21 protein-coding genes and 1 tRNA gene are annotated in these 18,304 nt (G+C 40.0%); 7 read left to right on the top strand and 15 right to left on the bottom strand.

Going from position 1 to position 18,304, the window contains the following annotated elements; translation table 11 throughout:
* Window positions 1-35: 35 nt before the first annotated feature.
* Complete coding sequence (locus tag MHB41_RS04460; protein ID WP_254001624.1) at window positions 36-632, top strand: hypothetical protein; 597 nt, start codon at window positions 36-38, stop codon at window positions 630-632.
* 98 nt (window positions 633-730) lie between these two features.
* Here MHB41_RS04460 and MHB41_RS04455 read toward each other — a convergent pair.
* From MHB41_RS04455 to MHB41_RS04400, 12 genes are all read right to left on the bottom strand, one after another.
* A tRNA-Gly gene (locus MHB41_RS04455) sits at window positions 731-804 on the bottom strand.
* A 127-nt stretch (window positions 805-931) separates the two neighbouring features.
* Window positions 932-1,588, bottom strand: coding sequence for a hypothetical protein (locus tag MHB41_RS04450; RefSeq protein WP_254001623.1), 657 nt, complete (start codon window positions 1,586-1,588; stop codon window positions 932-934).
* A gap of 61 nt (window positions 1,589-1,649) precedes the next feature.
* Window positions 1,650-1,931 carry a hypothetical protein gene (locus tag MHB41_RS04445; RefSeq protein ID WP_024425332.1) on the bottom strand — a complete coding sequence of 94 codons (282 nt, stop codon included), beginning with the start codon at window positions 1,929-1,931 and terminating at the stop codon, window positions 1,650-1,652.
* Window positions 1,928-2,833: a PqqD family protein gene (locus MHB41_RS04440; RefSeq protein ID WP_061109587.1), complete on the bottom strand. Its 906-nt coding sequence runs from the start codon at window positions 2,831-2,833 to the stop codon at window positions 1,928-1,930. Before MHB41_RS04440 ends, MHB41_RS04445 begins: the two co-directional genes overlap by 4 nt.
* The gene (locus MHB41_RS04435) at window positions 2,817-4,283 is read right to left on the bottom strand and encodes a hypothetical protein (protein ID WP_034282304.1); all 1,467 of its coding nucleotides are present in this window, start codon (window positions 4,281-4,283) and stop codon (window positions 2,817-2,819) included. Before MHB41_RS04435 ends, MHB41_RS04440 begins: the two co-directional genes overlap by 17 nt.
* Window positions 4,261-5,007, bottom strand: a complete 747-nt coding sequence (locus tag MHB41_RS04430) for an ABC transporter ATP-binding protein (protein WP_025093295.1) — start codon at window positions 5,005-5,007, stop codon at window positions 4,261-4,263. Before MHB41_RS04430 ends, MHB41_RS04435 begins: the two co-directional genes overlap by 23 nt.
* Before the next feature lie 115 nt (window positions 5,008-5,122).
* Window positions 5,123-5,335: a hypothetical protein gene (locus MHB41_RS04425; protein ID WP_061109586.1), complete on the bottom strand. Its 213-nt coding sequence runs from the start codon at window positions 5,333-5,335 to the stop codon at window positions 5,123-5,125.
* Window positions 5,336-5,874: 539 nt separating this feature from the next.
* Window positions 5,875-7,017: an FMNH2-dependent alkanesulfonate monooxygenase gene (ssuD, locus tag MHB41_RS04420; protein ID WP_061109585.1), complete on the bottom strand. Its 1,143-nt coding sequence runs from the start codon at window positions 7,015-7,017 to the stop codon at window positions 5,875-5,877.
* Between the two features lie 17 nt (window positions 7,018-7,034).
* Window positions 7,035-7,865, bottom strand: coding sequence for an ABC transporter permease (locus MHB41_RS04415; RefSeq protein ID WP_061109584.1), 831 nt, complete (start codon window positions 7,863-7,865; stop codon window positions 7,035-7,037).
* On the bottom strand, window positions 7,862-8,854 hold the full coding sequence (locus MHB41_RS04410) for an aliphatic sulfonate ABC transporter substrate-binding protein (protein ID WP_061109583.1): 993 nt from the start codon (window positions 8,852-8,854) through the stop codon (window positions 7,862-7,864). The genes MHB41_RS04415 and MHB41_RS04410 overlap by 4 nt, the downstream gene beginning before the upstream one ends.
* Before the next feature lie 14 nt (window positions 8,855-8,868).
* Window positions 8,869-9,636: an ABC transporter ATP-binding protein gene (locus MHB41_RS04405; RefSeq protein ID WP_024427408.1), complete on the bottom strand. Its 768-nt coding sequence runs from the start codon at window positions 9,634-9,636 to the stop codon at window positions 8,869-8,871.
* Between the two features lie 163 nt (window positions 9,637-9,799).
* Window positions 9,800-9,955 (bottom strand): FbpB family small basic protein, encoded by a 156-nt coding sequence (locus MHB41_RS04400; RefSeq protein ID WP_029707817.1) that lies wholly within the window; start codon window positions 9,953-9,955, stop codon window positions 9,800-9,802.
* A 264-nt stretch (window positions 9,956-10,219) separates the two neighbouring features.
* Between MHB41_RS04400 and MHB41_RS04395 the strand changes: the two genes are divergently transcribed.
* The gene (locus tag MHB41_RS04395; RefSeq protein ID WP_061109582.1) at window positions 10,220-11,515 is read left to right on the top strand and encodes a homocysteine synthase; all 1,296 of its coding nucleotides are present in this window, start codon (window positions 10,220-10,222) and stop codon (window positions 11,513-11,515) included.
* Window positions 11,516-11,562: 47 nt separating this feature from the next.
* On the opposite strand, the gene lepB is transcribed toward MHB41_RS04395, so the two are convergent.
* Together lepB and MHB41_RS04385 are read right to left on the bottom strand one after the other, a co-directional pair.
* Window positions 11,563-12,129 carry a signal peptidase I gene (lepB, locus tag MHB41_RS04390; protein ID WP_081124139.1) on the bottom strand — a complete coding sequence of 189 codons (567 nt, stop codon included), beginning with the start codon at window positions 12,127-12,129 and terminating at the stop codon, window positions 11,563-11,565.
* A gap of 155 nt (window positions 12,130-12,284) precedes the next feature.
* Window positions 12,285-14,228 (bottom strand): LTA synthase family protein, encoded by a 1,944-nt coding sequence (locus MHB41_RS04385; RefSeq protein ID WP_024427404.1) that lies wholly within the window; start codon window positions 14,226-14,228, stop codon window positions 12,285-12,287.
* A gap of 542 nt (window positions 14,229-14,770) precedes the next feature.
* Between MHB41_RS04385 and MHB41_RS04380 the strand changes: the two genes are divergently transcribed.
* The 5 genes from MHB41_RS04380 (at window position 14,771) to MHB41_RS04360 (ending at window position 17,562) form a co-directional block, all read left to right on the top strand.
* Window positions 14,771-15,574: a DUF2262 domain-containing protein gene (locus MHB41_RS04380; RefSeq protein WP_340899130.1), complete on the top strand. Its 804-nt coding sequence runs from the start codon at window positions 14,771-14,773 to the stop codon at window positions 15,572-15,574.
* Window positions 15,575-15,592: 18 nt separating this feature from the next.
* Window positions 15,593-16,282, top strand: coding sequence for a DUF1963 domain-containing protein (locus tag MHB41_RS04375; RefSeq protein ID WP_034282312.1), 690 nt, complete (start codon window positions 15,593-15,595; stop codon window positions 16,280-16,282).
* A 65-nt stretch (window positions 16,283-16,347) separates the two neighbouring features.
* Window positions 16,348-16,617 carry a hypothetical protein gene (locus MHB41_RS04370; protein WP_034282314.1) on the top strand — a complete coding sequence of 90 codons (270 nt, stop codon included), beginning with the start codon at window positions 16,348-16,350 and terminating at the stop codon, window positions 16,615-16,617.
* Window positions 16,618-16,759: 142 nt separating this feature from the next.
* Window positions 16,760-16,957 (top strand): hypothetical protein, encoded by a 198-nt coding sequence (locus MHB41_RS04365; RefSeq protein WP_034282315.1) that lies wholly within the window; start codon window positions 16,760-16,762, stop codon window positions 16,955-16,957.
* A 62-nt stretch (window positions 16,958-17,019) separates the two neighbouring features.
* On the top strand, window positions 17,020-17,562 hold the full coding sequence (locus MHB41_RS04360) for a histidine phosphatase family protein (RefSeq protein ID WP_340899132.1): 543 nt from the start codon (window positions 17,020-17,022) through the stop codon (window positions 17,560-17,562).
* Window positions 17,563-17,596: 34 nt separating this feature from the next.
* Here the strand turns inward: MHB41_RS04360 and MHB41_RS04355 are convergent, their stop codons facing one another.
* Complete coding sequence (locus MHB41_RS04355) at window positions 17,597-18,301, bottom strand: hypothetical protein (RefSeq protein ID WP_340900252.1); 705 nt, start codon at window positions 18,299-18,301, stop codon at window positions 17,597-17,599.
* Between the last annotated feature and the right edge of the window lie 3 nt (window positions 18,302-18,304).

Raw genomic sequence — 18,304 nt, 5'->3', positions numbered from 1 at the left:
TACGAGTGTATCATGACCGATTGGAGTGAGTCACTGTGAAGATACATATGGAAATTTCTCAACCTCAAAACCCGTCTATCCATGTTGGGCAGATTGAATATTCACATATTGAAGTGGGTACATCACCTCAAATGTTAAAAGGCCGCTTACGCCTGTTTCAAGAATCTTTATTTTTTGAATACGAAGATAAAGTCTTAGAAGAAGTACCAGCCATCAAAGAATGGACGGATCTTTTAAAAGACGTTCCTTTCCTTCCACTTCTTTCTAACATCCAAAAGGAACAATTTATTGACTCGACCAATTCCGTACAGGATTTGTCGATATTTTTCTCACTAAAATATTTCTTACCTATCCTGACATTAGATGCCGATCGCATCAAAGGACCGCTTTCACTGGCAAAACATGAGGCTGGTCACATCGAATGGCAGGACAGCGCAGGACTGAATGGATTATTTTCTCAAGCAAGTAAAGCACAAATTTCTCAAGACACAAAGAACATTCTTCAAATCATCCTTTTCCCGCCATCTATTTCCCGGGAAAAGAGTGAAGCTCTTATTCAATCCTTGACGAAGATGTTTGTACAAATACATGGCGGAGAAAGCAAATATGAACTCATTGAAAAAGCACTGTAGCCTGACAGTGCTTTTTCACATTATACTGACATAATAAAAAACGCAACACTTCGTTTATCTAAGAAACGAAATACTGCGTTATAAACAAAATTATGTATTGGAGCGGGTGATGAGAATCGAACTCACGACATCAGCTTGGAAGGCTGAGGTTTTACCACTAAACTACACCCGCATCAATCTTTTAAAAGCAACGTCATCGCGTTGACTTTTATTATGTTACAACTTTCTTAACAATTCGTCAAGAGAATATGAAAATTTTTCGTCAAAAAACTTCATATTCTCCGTATATATTAAGATAGTTATTTATCTAGCTGGATATAAAATAAGTATGCATGTGACTTATTCTTCAGTGCTTGCTTTGGATTCTCCTCAATCTCTTCAAATATTGTTGAACCCCCGTCTTTCCCCATCGCCGCTGTATACGCAATCAGTGCCTTTCCTCCGGAAGCAACTTTGACAGTTTCAGATTGTGCAGAAAATACATAGTCACTTACTTTGAACGGGAAGCTTGATGTCGCTTTCGTCATCCCATCATTCTTTTTATTTGACCAAATACTAAATTGTGATTCATATGTATCTTTCTCATGATGTAATTGAAGAAGTACATTCACCGTTTGGTCGGTTCCATCCTGGTGTAAAGAAAAGGTAGCAGATGATGCTTCCTTATTCACTAATCGTCCATTTTTGTAATGACTCCCGATAAACGTAATACTCTTATTCTTCTTCGTTAATCCTTTCAGTGTCAGAGCCACCTTTTCATTAGCCGTTGCTGCTTCTAGTAAGTTTTTTTCTTTTTTTGAGAGTTTCATTTGTTCGATGGTTACTTGGTTTTTAGTGGCAGGCTCTGTTTTTATGGTCGAAACCGTCTTCTCGGTTGTCGTGGTTTCTTCGGCCTTCTCGCCGCATCCTGCTAATAGAAAAACTGTGAAGAAAAGAATGCTCCATTTTTTAAACATTGTGATCCCCTTTGGTATTTTTTATTTCCTATTATACTAAAAAAAGGTTAGGAGAATTCTCCTAACCTTTTGCTTTTTTCTGTTTCATGGCTGATAGGAATGCCACAATGAGAAAACTCACAGCAAAAATCACCATCATATAAATAAAAAAGTTTGGCTTGATCTGAAAAGTAAATGCGGACGAGCCTTCCATTTCAAAAGCGAGACTGTTAAATAATAAAGCATCATTCGTTTTTGATTGAAATAAATGATAGAACAGTACGCCGATTGTCAGCATCGGAAAGCCTAAGAATCCTAGAAAACTACCAACTATCGCGCCTTGTTTCATCGCCTGTACGTTCATGATCGTTGTCCTCCCATTCCCCCAAGCAATAGCTGCTTCATAATGGACTTACCATCCCCCATAAACGGAAGAAGATAGAGTAATTGAATAAAATACGTGATTGAAAAAATGAAAAAAGCTGTCGAAACCGGGTTTTCTTTTAGAAATAAAATGGTCACAATGATGCCTGCTGCGCCAATCACACCGGGAACAAGCGGACCAAGCAGCGTAATCCATACCTGCTTTTTCTGAAATGGATCTAATACGGGCCTTACAAACTTCACTGACATCATGTCACTCGCAAAAAAGCCTTGAGGCCCATCCCGCCCTGCAAATTTTCGATGCGCATAGCCATGTGCCGCCTCATGTAAGGCGGTTCCGGTAATTAACCCGAAATAAATAATCGTAAAATAAATCGCAATGGCTGCAATCGACGGATCAGGAATGAATAAAAAAGTGATCCCTGCCATGACCATGAAAAGCATCCAGAAAAAGATGATTTTACGTGTCACCATGAGCAAAGCCGTCCCAAAAATGTGAAGGAACGAGTGACCAGTACAATCAAATCGTTCCTTCATTTTGACTTGATACTGCTTGAAAAATTGACAGCAGGCTGTCACAATCCGATATGGTGAATGATAATGAATAGACAGCAAGTGATGCTGATTCAATCCCATCATCAGCTGATAAAAGTCACGAGCAATCACCGACTCATCGACCTGAAACAAATCGGCGAGCTCTGCGGTAATACTCGCTTCAGTTCTTTTACCGTCCACTTTCGTTAACATATGATAGGCACTTTCATTGATCGGGAGTGTGCTTGCATACTGCGTATCCGTGAGATGCCTCTTTTGTAAGGTCACATACGGCGCTAGTGCCGGTACCCGCTCAATCTTTAGCTTATTGTTAAGAAGTTGAATCATGTGAATACCTCCATGAAAAACCTTTGTATATGGCAAAGATGAGCAGACCCTCAAATGCAGCCATAAGCAGCCACTGAAGCGCTTGACTAGACGCCCCTATGACATAGTTCCCAATAAAAACAATCGGAATCATGAGTAAAATAAGCGCTCCAAATGAAAAAATGCCTGTGTAGGGATTGTTTCGATCTAGAGGAAGTAAGATACCTACCACATAAAAGAGCGCAGTGGCATTGCATAAGACAGCAGCACCAATCAGTGCGTGCCAAATCTGATCAGGAAGCGTCAGCGTTGTCAGCATGAATAAAACAATTTGCAGTACACCTACGAGCAGAAGGCCGATAAATTTATATAAAGCCACTTCCCAAGATCTCAGACCAAATGTTTTATACATGCCCAGCATTCGTTTATCGTTGCCAAACGAATTGAAGGCTGTTAAACCAGCAAGAGCGCATAGAACAAAAAATGCTTCATCTTCAAAGCGGAATCCAAACTGATAACGGACGAATAAGATCACAATGAGGAGAATAAGAAAGTTTAAAATGTTTTCTTCATTTCGCACCTGTGACTTCATTTCCTTCACAATAAGCGACCACTTCTTTGAAGAAGAGAACGGCAGCTTGTGTAAAAAGGTTAGCGCTTTTTTCTCTGCCATAATCGGCATCATCGCAAGAGAAAGAAATGCCCCGCCTGCCGATAAGAGGATGAACAGAATCAAAATGGCATAATTTACCCCTTCAGGAGGCATTCCTTGTGCCGCTAAGAAAAACGGTGCTGTCAAATACATCAAATGATAATCAAACTGAATATATGATTGCTGAATTTGACTAATATCAAAATGCGTCAATCCATACGCCACGACCAGTGCCAATAAAACAAATATCGCTGCAAATTTTTGCAACGGTAATTTTAATTTCAAAACGAGTAAATAAGTGATATTGTAAATAAACTGGAGCAGCATTAAGACAAAAAGCGACTGCAAAAGCACCATCAAAAAGAAAGTGAAGATAAAAAAAATACCAATTCCCTGGGCAATAAAATTAGGTAAAAGCAGAATGCCAATAAAAAATAAAACAAGCCCTGCCACCACTGTCACCATCGGAATGAAGTATCCAAAACTTTTCTGAAAGGTAGAGAGCGGGAACCAGCTGAGCTGCATAGAAAACCGGTCTTGTTCAGGTGTTCTGACCTTGATCAAAACGAATAACAAGCTTGTAAATATAGAAGCATTGATCGCCATTGACACGACGAGTAATCCAAGTGAACGTTCATCTCCATTTAAGAAAGCCTTCATAAAGACACCTGTAAAGCTGTATCCGATAATGGCTCCCATTGTGACGGCAAACAAAAAGAATAAGACCACAATGATCCGCTTCGTTTGAGTATCAAAGAGCTTATACATCTCCTGCTGCCACATTTTAAGCATCATTTTAGAAATGATTAATGATTTCATCAAAATGTGCACCCCTATCACTTAACATTGAAGCTTTCAGAAACACCTGTTCCAGTGTGCTTGATTGATACTTCTCCTTTAAGGCTGAGACCGTTCCTTCATCCATTTTATTTCCTTTAGAAATAATGGCGATTTTGTGGCACAGCTCTTCCGCTGAAAGCATATCATGCGTTGAAAGCAAGATCGCACCATGGTGCTCGGCATACCGCTTCATCAGTTTCTTTGTGTTTATAACCGCTTCAATATCAAGTCCTCTAAAGGGCTCATCCATGATCACCAATTGACTATCAAGCATAAATGCAGCAATCAGCTGTGTCTTTTTTTTCATCCCATGTGAATAGGTTTCGATCGGTCTTGATAAAGCCGAGTCCATATCAAACAGTTCAATTAGTTGATTTCTTCTGTGAATTGTTTTACATTCATACATAGAAGAAACAAAATCTAAATATTCAGCACCAGTCAATGCTTCAGGGAGCAGCAGGTCATCTGGAACATAGGCTACTTGTTTTTTAAAGGATGGTTCATCATTTGGGACGTCCTGCAAGTGAATCCTTCCTTCTGTATGCTTAATAATGCCGAGTATACAGTTAATCATCGTTGTTTTACCCGAACCATTCGGTCCAGCAACAGCAACGATTTGATGAGGGTCGATCTTTAAATGAAAATCATTGACAGCAGTCACGTTATTTTTATACGTCTTGGTTAAATTCTCGATCGTAAACATATAACCTCCAAGTGTCTGCATATTCTTTAAAAACAGATCAGGCTAAACCGCCCGCCACAGACGGTTTAGCCCTGGTGTCTTATCTAAGAAGCAAAAAGATGAATCCTAAGTATAGCTACTTACATTCAATTTTGACTTTTAAGCCACTTTCCCACTGAACGGCTCCTGTAAAGCTACCCTTGCCGTTTGCGATACACCAAACTGCTGCTCCTAGAACAACTGTTGCTCCCAATCCAAGAAGGACAGCAACAAATACTAAGAACCAAGCTTGGTCCATAATAGCAGATTCCATAGTGGAATAGTCAACTTGCGGCGCTGCATAAGTCATACTTTTCACCTCCCAGCTTATGATGATCGTATCATAGGCATCACACGCCAAACATCTACAGAACATCCCATTTTTGACCGAACATACATTTGATTAAAATGTGACTTTTTATTCAATTATTCACTTCCATCTGTTTAAACCCTCTCTTATTTACTAGATTTTGACACCCCATAAGAACCACAAGACCCATTTAATGTCATTTTCACCATCTTTTTTCTTCTTTTTTTCAAATAGTCCATATTTATCATCTATCATATTTATTCTTTCCTTTTTGTGAGATAGAAAGAATTCCCCCGATATATCAGATATAAAAGTCCTGATTATATGTCGCAATAATGCCAATTATGAAATATTTACTGATCATTCCGATAAAAGAGTGAGCACATTTTCCTTCTTCTCTTGACTCTAAAAATATGTATATACAAGAAAATCGATTGGGAAAAAAGCCCTTACCTTGTTCAGCACTACACAACAAATGACTCGCCTATTCTATGAAAAAAAGCAAAGCAGCCATGGCAGACTGCTTTGCTTTTTCAAATTTATGAGGAACTAGCAGCAGAAGATGCATCTGGAAAATGATTGTTCCCAATGATTTCACCGGCTGGCACAGAGAGTCCTGTATCCCCAGATCTCTTAAATGGAAGGAGCGGGAAAACAAGCTCTGCTAAATAATAAGCTTCTTCTAGGTGCGGGTATCCAGAAAATATAAATGTATCAATGCCTAGAGACTGGTATTCTATGATACGATCTGCTACTGTTTGCGGATCTCCGACGAGTGCTGTTCCTGCACCGCCGCGTACTAAACCAATGCCTGCCCAAAGATTTGGGCTGATTTCAAGTTTGTCTTTCCTCCCTTGGTGCAATTCCACCATTCGTCTTTGACCCACTGAGTCCAACCCCTGTAACACTTTTTGCGCCTCATCAATGGTTTTTTGATCTAAATGACGAATCAGATGTTCCGCTGCCTGCCATGCCTCCTCTTCGGTATCTCTCACAATCACATGAAGACGAATGCCAAACTTCACCGTTCTTCCTTCCTTTTCAGCCTGCTTCTTCACTTGTGTAATTTTCTCTTTCACTTGTGCAGGCGGTTCGCCCCAAGTTAAATAAACATCTGTATGCTTGGCGGCTGCTTGAATTCCTGCTGCTGATGATCCGCCAAAAAAGACTGGTGGATGGGGGGTTTGAGCTGGTGGGAATAACAGCCGGCCATTTTCTGCTTGTAGATGTTTGCCATGAAATTGTACATTTTCTCCTTTCAATAACCGCTTCCAAATCGTCAAAAACTCTTCTGTTGCCTCATAGCGTTCATCATGAGAAATGAACAGCCCATCTCCTTCAAGCTCCTCTTTACTTCCCCCTGCTACCACATTAATCAGCAGTCTCCCGCCTGAAAGACGATCTAATGTAGACGTCATTCTAGCAGCAACAGACGGCTGCATCAGCCCTGGTCTAAGAGCCACGAGAAACTTTAAATGAGTGGTTTCCGCAGCTAAAGCAGCTGCCGTCAGCCATGGATCTTCACATGATTTCCCAGTAGGCAGCAAGACCCCTGTATAACCAAGCTGATCAGCTGCTTGAGCAATTTGTTTAAAATATGGATAGTCTGCCTGTCTTGCCCCTTTCGCTGATCCTAAATAACGACCGTCTCCATGCGTTGGAATAAACCATAAAATATTCATGACATCGCCCCCTGTTATTATTCACCTTGATAACTAGTGCGCCACTTGAGCAGACGCTTTTCTAACAGACGTACAAATGAATCTGTCAGCTTACCTACTACTGCAAAGATGATAATTCCTACAAACACTTTATCCGTTTGAGAGAATTGCCTTGCATCCATAATCATATAGCCGACGCCGCTGCTTGAACCCATCAACTCAGCTACCACTAAACCAAGCCAAGCAATTCCTAATGACAGTCTCACGCCCAGAAGAATATGAGGAAGAGCAGCCGGTAAAATCAGCTTTGTGATGCTTTGATACACATTAAACTCTAAGGCGCGAGCCACATCAAATAGCTTATTGTCTACACTGCGAATACCTAGAAACGTATTAATATAAATCGGAAAAAAAGCCCCAAGTGCAATCAATAAAATTTTCGCTGTTTCATCAAAACCAAACCAGAGGATGAATAAAGGAGTGACCGCTAAATGTGGAACGGTTCTCAGCATTTGCAAGGTCGGATCTACATACTGCTCTGTTTTTTTAGAAAACCCTGCGCATACGCCCAGCAAAAGACCTAAACCTCCCCCAAGTAAAAATCCACATATCGCTCGATAAAGGCTGATGTATAGATGGCCAAACAGTTCACCGGAACGAAATAAATCTCGAAAAGATTCTGCAATCAAGACAGGCGCTGGAAGTACAGTGGAAGAAACAATTTGAGAACCAGCTATGATCTGCCAAACCGCAATAAGTAGAACAGGTAATACCAGTCCCTTTAACTTATATAAAGAAGAAGCTTTTCTCCTTTTTTTCTTTGCCCGCTCGATTTTAGATGCTAAAGCCGGATTCGATACAGCTTTCATTCATCCATCTCCTCTTTCAGCATTTTTTCAATAAACGAATTATCTACAACCTGATTAACATCAATTTTCCGCTGGATCGCCTTTGTTTTGTATTGAAAATCAGCGGTATGCTGCTGGGCATTGATGATCTTCTTAGAAATGGGCTTATTGAGTGGCTCCGTATTGTTTAATACTTGTGTGACAACCTTCTTATCTAAATTTTTTAAACGCGCATATAGAGTAACAGCCTCTTCTGGATGTGATTTCTGCCACTTCACCGCATGGTCATATACCTTTAAGAATTTCACCACTAGTTCAGGATGCTGATCAGCAAACTGAGTTCGAACAAGTGTGAAACCTGGAGAATATAAATCGGTCGCTTCCCCATTCACCAGCAGCTTTGCTCCTTTCTTTATCGTTTCAAGTGATAAGAACGGCTCCCAGATCGACCAAGCATCAACGGACCCATTTTCAAATGCTGATATCGCTTCATCTGGCTGAAGCTGAATGATCTGAACATCCTTCGCAGATAAACCTGCCTGATCTAATACTTTGTATAAAAAGTCAAAGCCGCTGCTCCCTTTAGCGACAGCAATTTTTTTCCCTTTTAAGTCTTCTACTTTTTGAATCTCACTGTTCTTATTCACTAAAATACCGTTCGCTTTCAGCCCATCCTGAGATAAACCAATTTCCTTAAAATCAATACCAGCTGCCTGACCTGCTATAACAGGTGAGTTTCCAACTTGCGTGAAATCTAATTGATTTGCAGCAAGTCCTTCAAATTGGGGAGGTCCACTTTGAAACTCCACCCACTTTACCTTCACTCCTTCTTTTTCAAATGATTTTTCAAACCACCCCTTTTCCTTTGCTAAAAGCAGCGGGCTCAAACTTTGCTGAATCCCAATCCTAATTTCTTTCACCTTGTTTTCCGAGCCGTCTGCTGCTTGATCACACCCTGCTAAAACAAGCAGCAGACTCAAAAAGATAACGATCATTTGTTTCTTTTTCATGCGATTTCCCCTCCCTAAATCCCTAAGCCATCGGTTAGTAACAATTCATCTGTTTTCTCAAATTCTGAAAGCACCTTTTGTCTTAAGCTTTGAAAAGCGGTTGACGTTCTATCACGCGGAAAAGGCAGGTTCACAGGAAGAATCTTATGGATTCGGCCAGGTCTCGCTTGCATTAGCACAATTTCATTTCCTAAATAAATCGATTCATCAATATCATGAGTTACGAGCATCATCGTTGTTTTTTTCTCCTGCCAAATGTCCAGCAGCACATCCTGCAAGTGCTTTCGTGTGAATGCATCCAGCGCACCAAATGGTTCATCAAGCAATAAGATCTCCGGATCACGAAGGAGTGCTCTCGCAATGGCAACCCGTTGTGACATTCCTCCTGAAAGCTCATGTGGATAAGCATGTTCAAATCCTTTTAATCGAACAATTTCAATCAATTCATCCACTTTGCGGCGTACATCCTGTTGTTTTAAATTGAAATTGGCCGCTATGTTTTCTTCAACCGTCAGCCATGGAAACAGGCGGTGTTCCTGAAAGATAAAGCCCTGTTTCATTCCTGGTTCTGTGATCCGTCTGCCTCCTATCAAAATTTGCCCATCATACGCTGTGTCGAGGCCGCTTATGATCTTTAGCAATGTACTTTTCCCACATCCGCTCGGACCTATCACTGTCACAAATTCACCGGGAATAATGCTCAATCTTAAGTCTTCAAGTACCCGAATGGTCTGTTTGTCTTTCCAAAAGGATTTATCCACAATATCAATTGAAATCGTCATTGAAACCTCCACTCCTCTTACGATCAGATAAATACACAGAAAGGCCCTTATCCCAAAAAAGAGATAAGAGCCTTCGTGTTGTCCGATCAGCTAATCATATTGATTTGTTAGCACCATCCTAAATCATATTAATCCCATAAATCAACTCAAATTTATAAAATGGTTATTTTGTCCTTGTATGCTTTTCATCAATCCGATCGTAAATCGCTTCTATTCGTTCCTTGTTACTGTAAATCTCATATTTGTTCCGCTCAATCAAGATATCGAGTGTCAGATCCATATGTTTTCTGTATTTTTTTCGTTTTTTCTTTTTTTCCATCTTCTTCATCCTTTCTCATTCAAATAAAAAAAGCTCTTCACTCATATTTGAGTGATAGAGCCTTCGGTTGACCGATCAGCCATTCTTGTTCGTGTTTTCAGTATGCTCATGTTAATACACACTATTCCTACCTGTCAACTATATTTATTGTTTTTTCAGATTTATCTAAAAAATGATTGACCGAGCAGGGAACAAGATTTATAGTCTTATTAAATATTTCTTATCAAAACAGTTGGTTTTATCTAACAAAAGGAGGATACACACATGTCAGAAGAACGTCCATTTCGTTTAGAAACAAAAGCCATTCACGCAGGTCAGGAGCTTGATTCAGCGACCTATTCAAGAGCCGTGCCTATTTACCAAACGAGCTCATTTGGTTTTAGAGACAGTGAGCATGCAGCGAATTTATTTGGTCTTCAGGAACCGGGAAATATTTATTCACGTATTATGAACCCTACAAATGACGTATTTGAAAAGCGTATCGCTGAGCTTGAAGGTGGAATTGGTGCACTTGCTGTTTCTTCTGGACAAGCAGCGACGACTTATTCTATTTTAAACATCGCAGGAGCCGGAGATGAAATCGTTTCCTCAAGCAGTCTTTATGGCGGCACCTACAATTTATTTGCCCATACACTCAAAAAACTCGGAATTACTGTAAAATTTGTCGATTCATCCAACCTTGAAGAACTCGAAGCAGCGATCACTGACAAAACAAAGGCAGTTTATGCAGAGAGCATTGGGAATCCAAAAGGCGACATTTTACATATTGAAGCCATCTCAGCCATTGCACACAAGCATCATATCCCGCTTATTGTTGACAATACACTCGCCAGCCCTTATTTATTAAGACCTATTGAATTCGGTGCAGACATTGTCGTCCACTCAGCGACGAAATTTATTGGCGGTCATGGTACATCAATTGGCGGCGTCATCGTTGATAGCGGCCGATTCCCTTGGGCTGACAGCGATAAGTTTAAAGGGCTGACTGAACCAGATCCAAGCTATCACGGGCTGACCTATACAGAAGCAATTGGAGAAGCGGCTTATATCACAAAAGCACGAGTACAGCTATTACGTGATTTAGGGGCAGCTCTGTCGCCATTCAACTCATTTTTACTTCTGCAGGGCTTAGAAACATTACACCTTCGTCTTGAGCGGCATAGTGAAAATGCATTGAAAACAGCACAATTCTTACAGGATCACCCTCTTGTCGATTGGGTAAGCTATCCAGGTCTTGAAAGTCACGAATCATATGAGCTTGCTCAAACCTATTTACCAAAAGGACAAGGCGCGATCCTCACATTCGGTATTAAAGGTGGACGCGAAGCAGGTAAAAAGCTCATTGATTCTGTCCAGCTTTTCTCCCATCTCGCAAACGTGGGTGATTCTAAATCCCTCATCATTCACCCTGCCAGCACAACGCATCAGCAATTAAGCGAGGCAGAACAAAAAGCGACAGGTGTCACACCAGAGCTCATTCGTTTATCTGTTGGAACAGAAGCGATTGAAGATATTCTTGAAGATCTTGAACAGGCGATGAAAAAAAGTCAGTCTGAATGACAATGACATAGAAAAAAGCACACGGCCGTGTGCTTTTTTATTGTTTATTAATGATTGAGTAATCGAATGTCTTGGAAAGGATAAAATACAAATGAGGTAGTTCCTTGAATATCACGCTTTGTAAAAAGACCTAAGCCGTTGCGGCTGTCCATTGAATTTTGGCGGTTGTCCCCCATGACAAAGTACTTTCCTTTTGGAACAGTCAAAGGGCCAAAATCAGGTGTCAGCAAGGTGCCATCTGCAGCTGCTTTCTTTTTGTTTGACGCTAAGTAAGGCTCCGCCACTTTTTTTCCATTAACATATAGCTGATCATTTTTCATTTCAATTTTATCACCAGGTAAACCAATCAATCGTTTGACATAATGAGTGCTGCGGTCTTCCCCATCAAGAACAATGATCTGTCCCCGTTTATAATCACCGAAATAATCAACCGTTTTATTCACAAACACCCGCTCTGTGTCTTGCAGTGTTGGTTTCATAGAAGTCCCTTTCACAATATACGGTGCGAATAAAAAGTTCCGAATGATAAAAACAGCAATAAATGCGATTAAGATGGCTTTGATCCAGCCCCATAATTCTGATTTCTTTTTTTGTGTTTTTGTATTTGTTGTCATAAGCTCCTCCTGAATTCCCCAAGGACGAAATGTGTGTCACCAGCTGCCAGCCGGCGTCACGCTTGTTTCTCCCTAAATATAAACATATTTTGCCAACAAATCAAGCGAAGAGAGAGAAAAAGGCAAGCACCTTTCTGTGCTTGCCCAAAACTCAGTTAGTTAGCAGAAGAATCCGCTTCTTTTTCTTTGTTTGCTTTACCATAGAAATAATCCGATGGATTCACTGGTTTGAAATCAGATAACTTATGGAATCGAAGTAGATCCCTATAGAGCACTTTATCTGAAAGACTTAACTGATTATCAACACGGGCTTTAATCGCCTCTGTCTTTTTATTTTGTTTCACCACTTTACCTGTTTTCGTATCATAAACGGTATTATCGACAAGTGTGTATTTCGGTGTCACATAGTTTCCATTACGGAAGGCAACAGTCTCATCATGCTTTTTAGAGAATAGGTCTGTTCCAAAATTCACGAATTCATTTGAATCGATACCTTGTAAGTGAAGAAGTGTTGGCATAACGTCGACTTCACCACCATACGTATGGTTCACGCCGCCCTTCTTACCAGGAATACGAATCATGAGCGGAACACGCTGGTTTTGTGCATTTTGATAAGGAGTGATTTCTTTCCCTTGAATTTCACTCATTGCACGGTTATGGTTCTCAGAAATACCGTTATGGTCACCATATAATAAAATGACTGAGTCTTTATACATACCTGATTTTTTCAAGTCTTTGAAGAATTGCTCTAATGACTCATCTAAATATCTTGCTGTTTGGAAATAGTTATCGACTGTTTTATCGCCAGTTGTTGCCTTAGCGATTGTCGCATCTTTTTCATCTAAATTAAATGGATAGTGATTTGTCAGTGTCATTAAATGTGCATAAAATGGCTTTTTCATTGATTCTAGCATTGGAATTGATTCTTTGAAGAACGGTTTATCCTTCAGACCCATATTCACAAGGTTTTCTTCATCCATGTTGTAATAGGAAGCATCAAAGAATTGATCAATTCCCATATGTTTATAAATCGTGTCACGGTTCCAGAAAGATTTATAGTCCCCGTGAAGCACTGCACTCGTATAGCCTGCTTTTTGATCTAGGATGGCAGGTAGTGATTGGAAGGTATTTTCACCCTTTGTCACAAATGCTGCTCCCTCTGGCAAGCCAAACATACTATTATCCATCATCAGCTCAGCATCTGATGTCTTCCCTTGACCAGTCTGATGGAAGAAGTTATCGAAATACGTAAAGTCGTCTTTCCCATGAGCCAGCTTGTTTAAGAATGGAGTCACTTCTTCTCCATTTAATTTGTAGTCGATTAAGAAAGACTGAAAGCTTTCTAAATGAATTTTAATAATGTTTTTGCCTTTTGCTTTCCCAAAATACTCTGCATTTGGCTTCGCATAGTGAGAAGACGTATAGTTCACAACATCCGTTAAATCTTCACTGCTTGCATTGGCTACCTGTGTTGCGTTTTGTGCTGCTTGTACCCCGTCATAAATCGTATAGTTATAAACACCTAAGTATTTGACAACATACTTATGATCAAAGGTTCTCGTTAATAATTCTGGACGATCCTTTTCAGCCAAATGAAGGTTTACAAAGAACAGGCCAATACCTGCAGCTACAATCAGCAGTGCAAACGTCTTTTTCATTTGGAACTTCTTCACTTCTGGTCTCCAAATGACAATCGCAATCAAGATGATAATATCAAGGAAGTATAAAAGGTCATGCGGCTTAATGCTTGCTAACACACCGCCAGTCATGCCTCCCCCAAGATTTCCTGCCTGCTTCATTGTTGAGAAAGTCAAAAAGTCATCAAAGAAACGGTAATACGCTACATTTGCATATAAAAGTGCGGTCATAATAAAATCAATAACAATTAAAACAATGGCAGATTTACGCCCCTTCAAAAAGAGAGCAAGTCCAAAAAACACGATGGCTGAACTAAATGGATTCAATAAGAGAAGCCCCTCTTGAAAAGAACCTTTTACTCCTAAATTAAAGTCCATTTTGTAGGCTGTGTACGATTTTGCCCAGAATAAAAGGACAGCCAAAACAAAAAAGCTATATTTGTTTGCAAATATTTTTTTCATAAAACCTCTTCTTTCTTATCATCGTTCTGATATAAATGAAATCATAAAAAATTTACATTCATTTTGCAAATGTAAATCTTCTTCGCCAAGCATGCCGATGCTCTGTCTCCGCCGGATACATGCGCTCCTTTAATATAACGAATGAGAAGCATCATAAGTTTCAAAAAAAATACGAGTAAATAAAAGGAAAAATATCCATTTACATTAAATTTACGCACACTTCATGTTTTAGTGGATGAAGAAGGTTTTGTAAATCACTCAGTATTACTTTACTTTTTTCATCTATTCGTGTCAAAGTAATTATAAAGAAAAGGAAGAATCACCTAGGCTTTTCGACTCATTTACCCAAATTTATACAAAATTCGATCCATGCTTCTTTTATTGTGACTCAACCTCCATTAATCCATGTACCTCCCTAAAAAAACAGTTTAAAACAAAAAAAGCTTGATTTCCCCTACTGATGTGCGGTGTGATAAAGAGGTAGAACTTGATCACAACACTTATATGTTCATGACAAAAAAAATCAGGCTGGAGGACATCACATGAAGATGAACAAACAAATCAACACTTTTGAAAAGAGATTTTCAGAAGATGTAATCACAATCATTGCTGTTACAGGACCTTCTGGCGTAGGGGCAGGAAAAGCAGGACAGGCACCTCTTTGGACCGCTTCTATTCCACTGATTGCTTGGAAAGAAAACGGCCGTATCACAACCGAAAATGTAAGACTTTGCTGGTTAACAGATGACGAGGGATTAAGGGAAAAACAGGCACAATTACATAAAGAATCAATCGTTACACTTCAGGTCCGAAAAGGCGAAGGTGAATTCATGCTTGTATCTTTGATTGATACAGATACACAGGATCAAGCGCTTCAAGAAATTTTAGAAGAAGCCCAAAAGCCTGTGTATTATCATGATGACATACTTGGAACCTTTGAGTTAGTAAAAGGACTAGACTTATTTGAAAAAACGATCCAATGGAGCAATGAAGAGTGCCTTCTCTACTTTAACCTCGAAGAAGATGAAAAACTAAATGACTCTCTTCGAACAGCAAACCACCTCATGCAAGAACAGGCCAAATGGGATTCTTCTATTAAATCATTTGCCGCGAATCAGCTGATAGATCTAGCAAAGGATTGGCAGGAACAAGACGAATCAGCTGAAGAGCAAGAAGAACTCACAATGAATCAATTTATAAGCCGCATTTCACTTGAAAGCCTGCATGTTTACCCTGAGGGAGAGTTTGAAGTCTACTATCATGACGGTGATTTATTTTGGGGGCATGTCATTATTGTCAAAGGAAATATAAATGGCACATTTCATGATGCACATATTGCAGGCTAAAGGCTGGAGGAATAACCCATGGAAATCAAAGCTTTTCAAGAATTAAATCTGTTTGGGAAAACACCAGTCATCGCCAAAATTGGCGGCTTCCGTCCTGATCCAGCTGTACACAGCTGGTTTGCAGGCCATTTTTTCATCGATCCTAATCAAGGCTGGCCGATAGATCAAGATGGAGCCATGATTCCGATTTTACAAATTTATTTACCAGAAGTGCCAGGAGGAATGAACGGCTTCAATGAATGTAAGCTGATTCAAATTTTTCTTAATCAGAATACACTTCCGATTGATCTCACCAAAAACGGTGAAGGCTGGAAGCTCATTGAATATTCATCAATCGAAGGTTTAGAAGTAGCTGAAACTCCTGAAGAAGTGAGAGGGCTCAAAGCTTTTCAAATCCAATGGAACGAAAGTGAGCAAAGGGACTTCCCTTGCTGGGAAGAGGCATGGTCATATGTGGACCTAACAGAAGTAAACGAAAGTGAAGAAGCGACAGACCACTTCTTTAATCAATACACAAATTATTCGTTCACAAAAATCGGTGGATATGGGGCGTATATTCAATCCCCGCCCCATCAACAACAAGGCGAATTCATGCTCCAAATCGCCTCAGAAGAAAAACCTCGTTTCATGATTGGTGATAACGGCACGATGTATTTCTATTATGACCAAGAATCAAAAGAATGGTTTATGCACTGGGATTGTTTTTAACGTTTATTGAATGAAACCTCGCCTTCTCCTAAACGTAATGAGTAACAATGAAAGGAGGCAGCAAAATGGGATTCATTCTAGACATCTTTTCACTTGCTGTGTATATCCCTTTTCTACAAGTGGATGAAGAGGAGATCTCGAGGAACGCAGCACATCTCAAAAAATATAGCTGGTTTCAAACACTATTACATGAACAAACTTGCAGGGAGCTCATCATTTATGATCCCGATGTTCGACGTGTCATAGGCAGGTTTAAAACGGAGAAACTCCATAAGAAGCGATACAACTTAAGATGCGAACGTAAATTACTGCAAGCATTACAACGCGCATTCTAAACTGACAACAAGAGCCGCACTTTCCTGTGGCTCTTGTTTTATTAATAGAATCGTTCCTTTTGAAGAAAACATTTGACGCCTGGACAACTCTCCCCGTATATTATGTATAAATCCATCTTTTTCAAAGAAAAGGGGGCCTCACATGCGCTTGTTTAAGAACTGGAGAAAAAAGCAGCCTGCACAGCAAATCACTTCAGAAAAGCAAGAAGACAGCATCCCAGTCAACTTCTCCACACTTCCCTTTGGCACAGACACCGTCGATGATTTTTTGTTCAACCTAGACCTGACCTCCAAGCTCACAGATCCCTATAAAGAAACAGATACGAACAAGCTTACCTAGATCTTCGTAAATCCTCATCCAATACTGGATGATTTTTTTATACTCAATGAAAGGTGTATCCAATGAAAACATATTATATCGTCAGACACTGCCAAGCAGATGGACAATCTAAAGCTGCAGCTTTAACCCCACAAGGCATCACTCAATCTCATGAACTGACACAGTTTTTTTCCAGCATTCATCTCAATCAAATTATCTCAAGTCCTTATAAACGAGCGATCCAAACTACTGAGCCCCTTGCTCATGCAAAACAGCTCGAGATAAAAATCGATCAGCGCCTCTCTGAACGTGTATTAAGCAGCAAACCAATAGACGATTGGTTTGAGAAGCTAAAGCTCAGTTTTACAGACTTACATATGACCTGTGAAGGCGGAGAATCGAGCCAAGAAGCCATGAATCGTATTGTAGAAGCACTCCACGAACAAATAAAATTAGAAATAGATCATACCCTATTCGTCACACATGGCAATATCATGAGCCTGCTTCTTAAACACGCCGATCCAACGATTGGATTCGAAGAGTGGGAGAAACTAAGTAATCCAGATGTCTATATTCTGAAATTTTTTAGTCCAGATCATATAGAAACAAAGCGAATATGGCATTAAAAAAACGGCGGAATGAACTCTGCCGTTTTCTCATCTATTGCTGATAATAAAATGCCTCTACCCACTCATACGGTTTCTTACGCTCCGCACACCATGTCATAAAGCCTCTTGTCTCCGTCTGCTGAAACGCCATCCAGTCCTTTAAAAGCTGGCCATAATAGACGGCTTGTTTTTGAACATTGGTACGAATTCTTTTATTTTGAATCAGCATCATAACATTTTCAATCCCTTGAATTCTCTCTTGATCCTTCTCATAGGTGCTTAAATAAAGATCTTCATGTATATGGTGAAACGAATACCACAAGGCCGATAAATAGATTTCACAAATTTGAACAATCACACGCTGTTCATTGCTGCCCCCAAGCTCTAGTGCCTTCAATAAATGAGGCAGCCCTTCTCCCTGATGTACAAACAAACCTTGCCAGCGATACGGTCTTACATCCAATGGATCAACTTTCTCCCACGTTTGAAAAACAGGCTGGATCACCCCATTTACCAGCGGATACACAAGCAGATGATGACCATCCTCAAACCGTTCAATCCACTCAAACAGCCAAGCAGCAAATTCACGCTGTTCTTCAAAATCGTTCTCCTTCATCTCTTCAATAAAGGACTGAAGAACTTTTAGCGCATCTTTACGCAGGCCCTGTTCTTTTCTTACACAGTACTGTCTAAAAAGAGGATAATCATTTACTCCCTCGTCTTGAATAATAGCCTGTAATATCGTCTTCGTTTGCATGAT

The sequence above is a fragment of the Bacillus sp. FSL H7-0578 genome (genome assembly GCF_038630855.1).
In the GTDB taxonomy this organism is placed as follows: Bacteria; Bacillota; Bacilli; order Bacillales; family Bacillaceae; genus Bacillus; species Bacillus safensis.
This window is presented reverse-complemented; position numbering and strand designations above follow the sequence as displayed.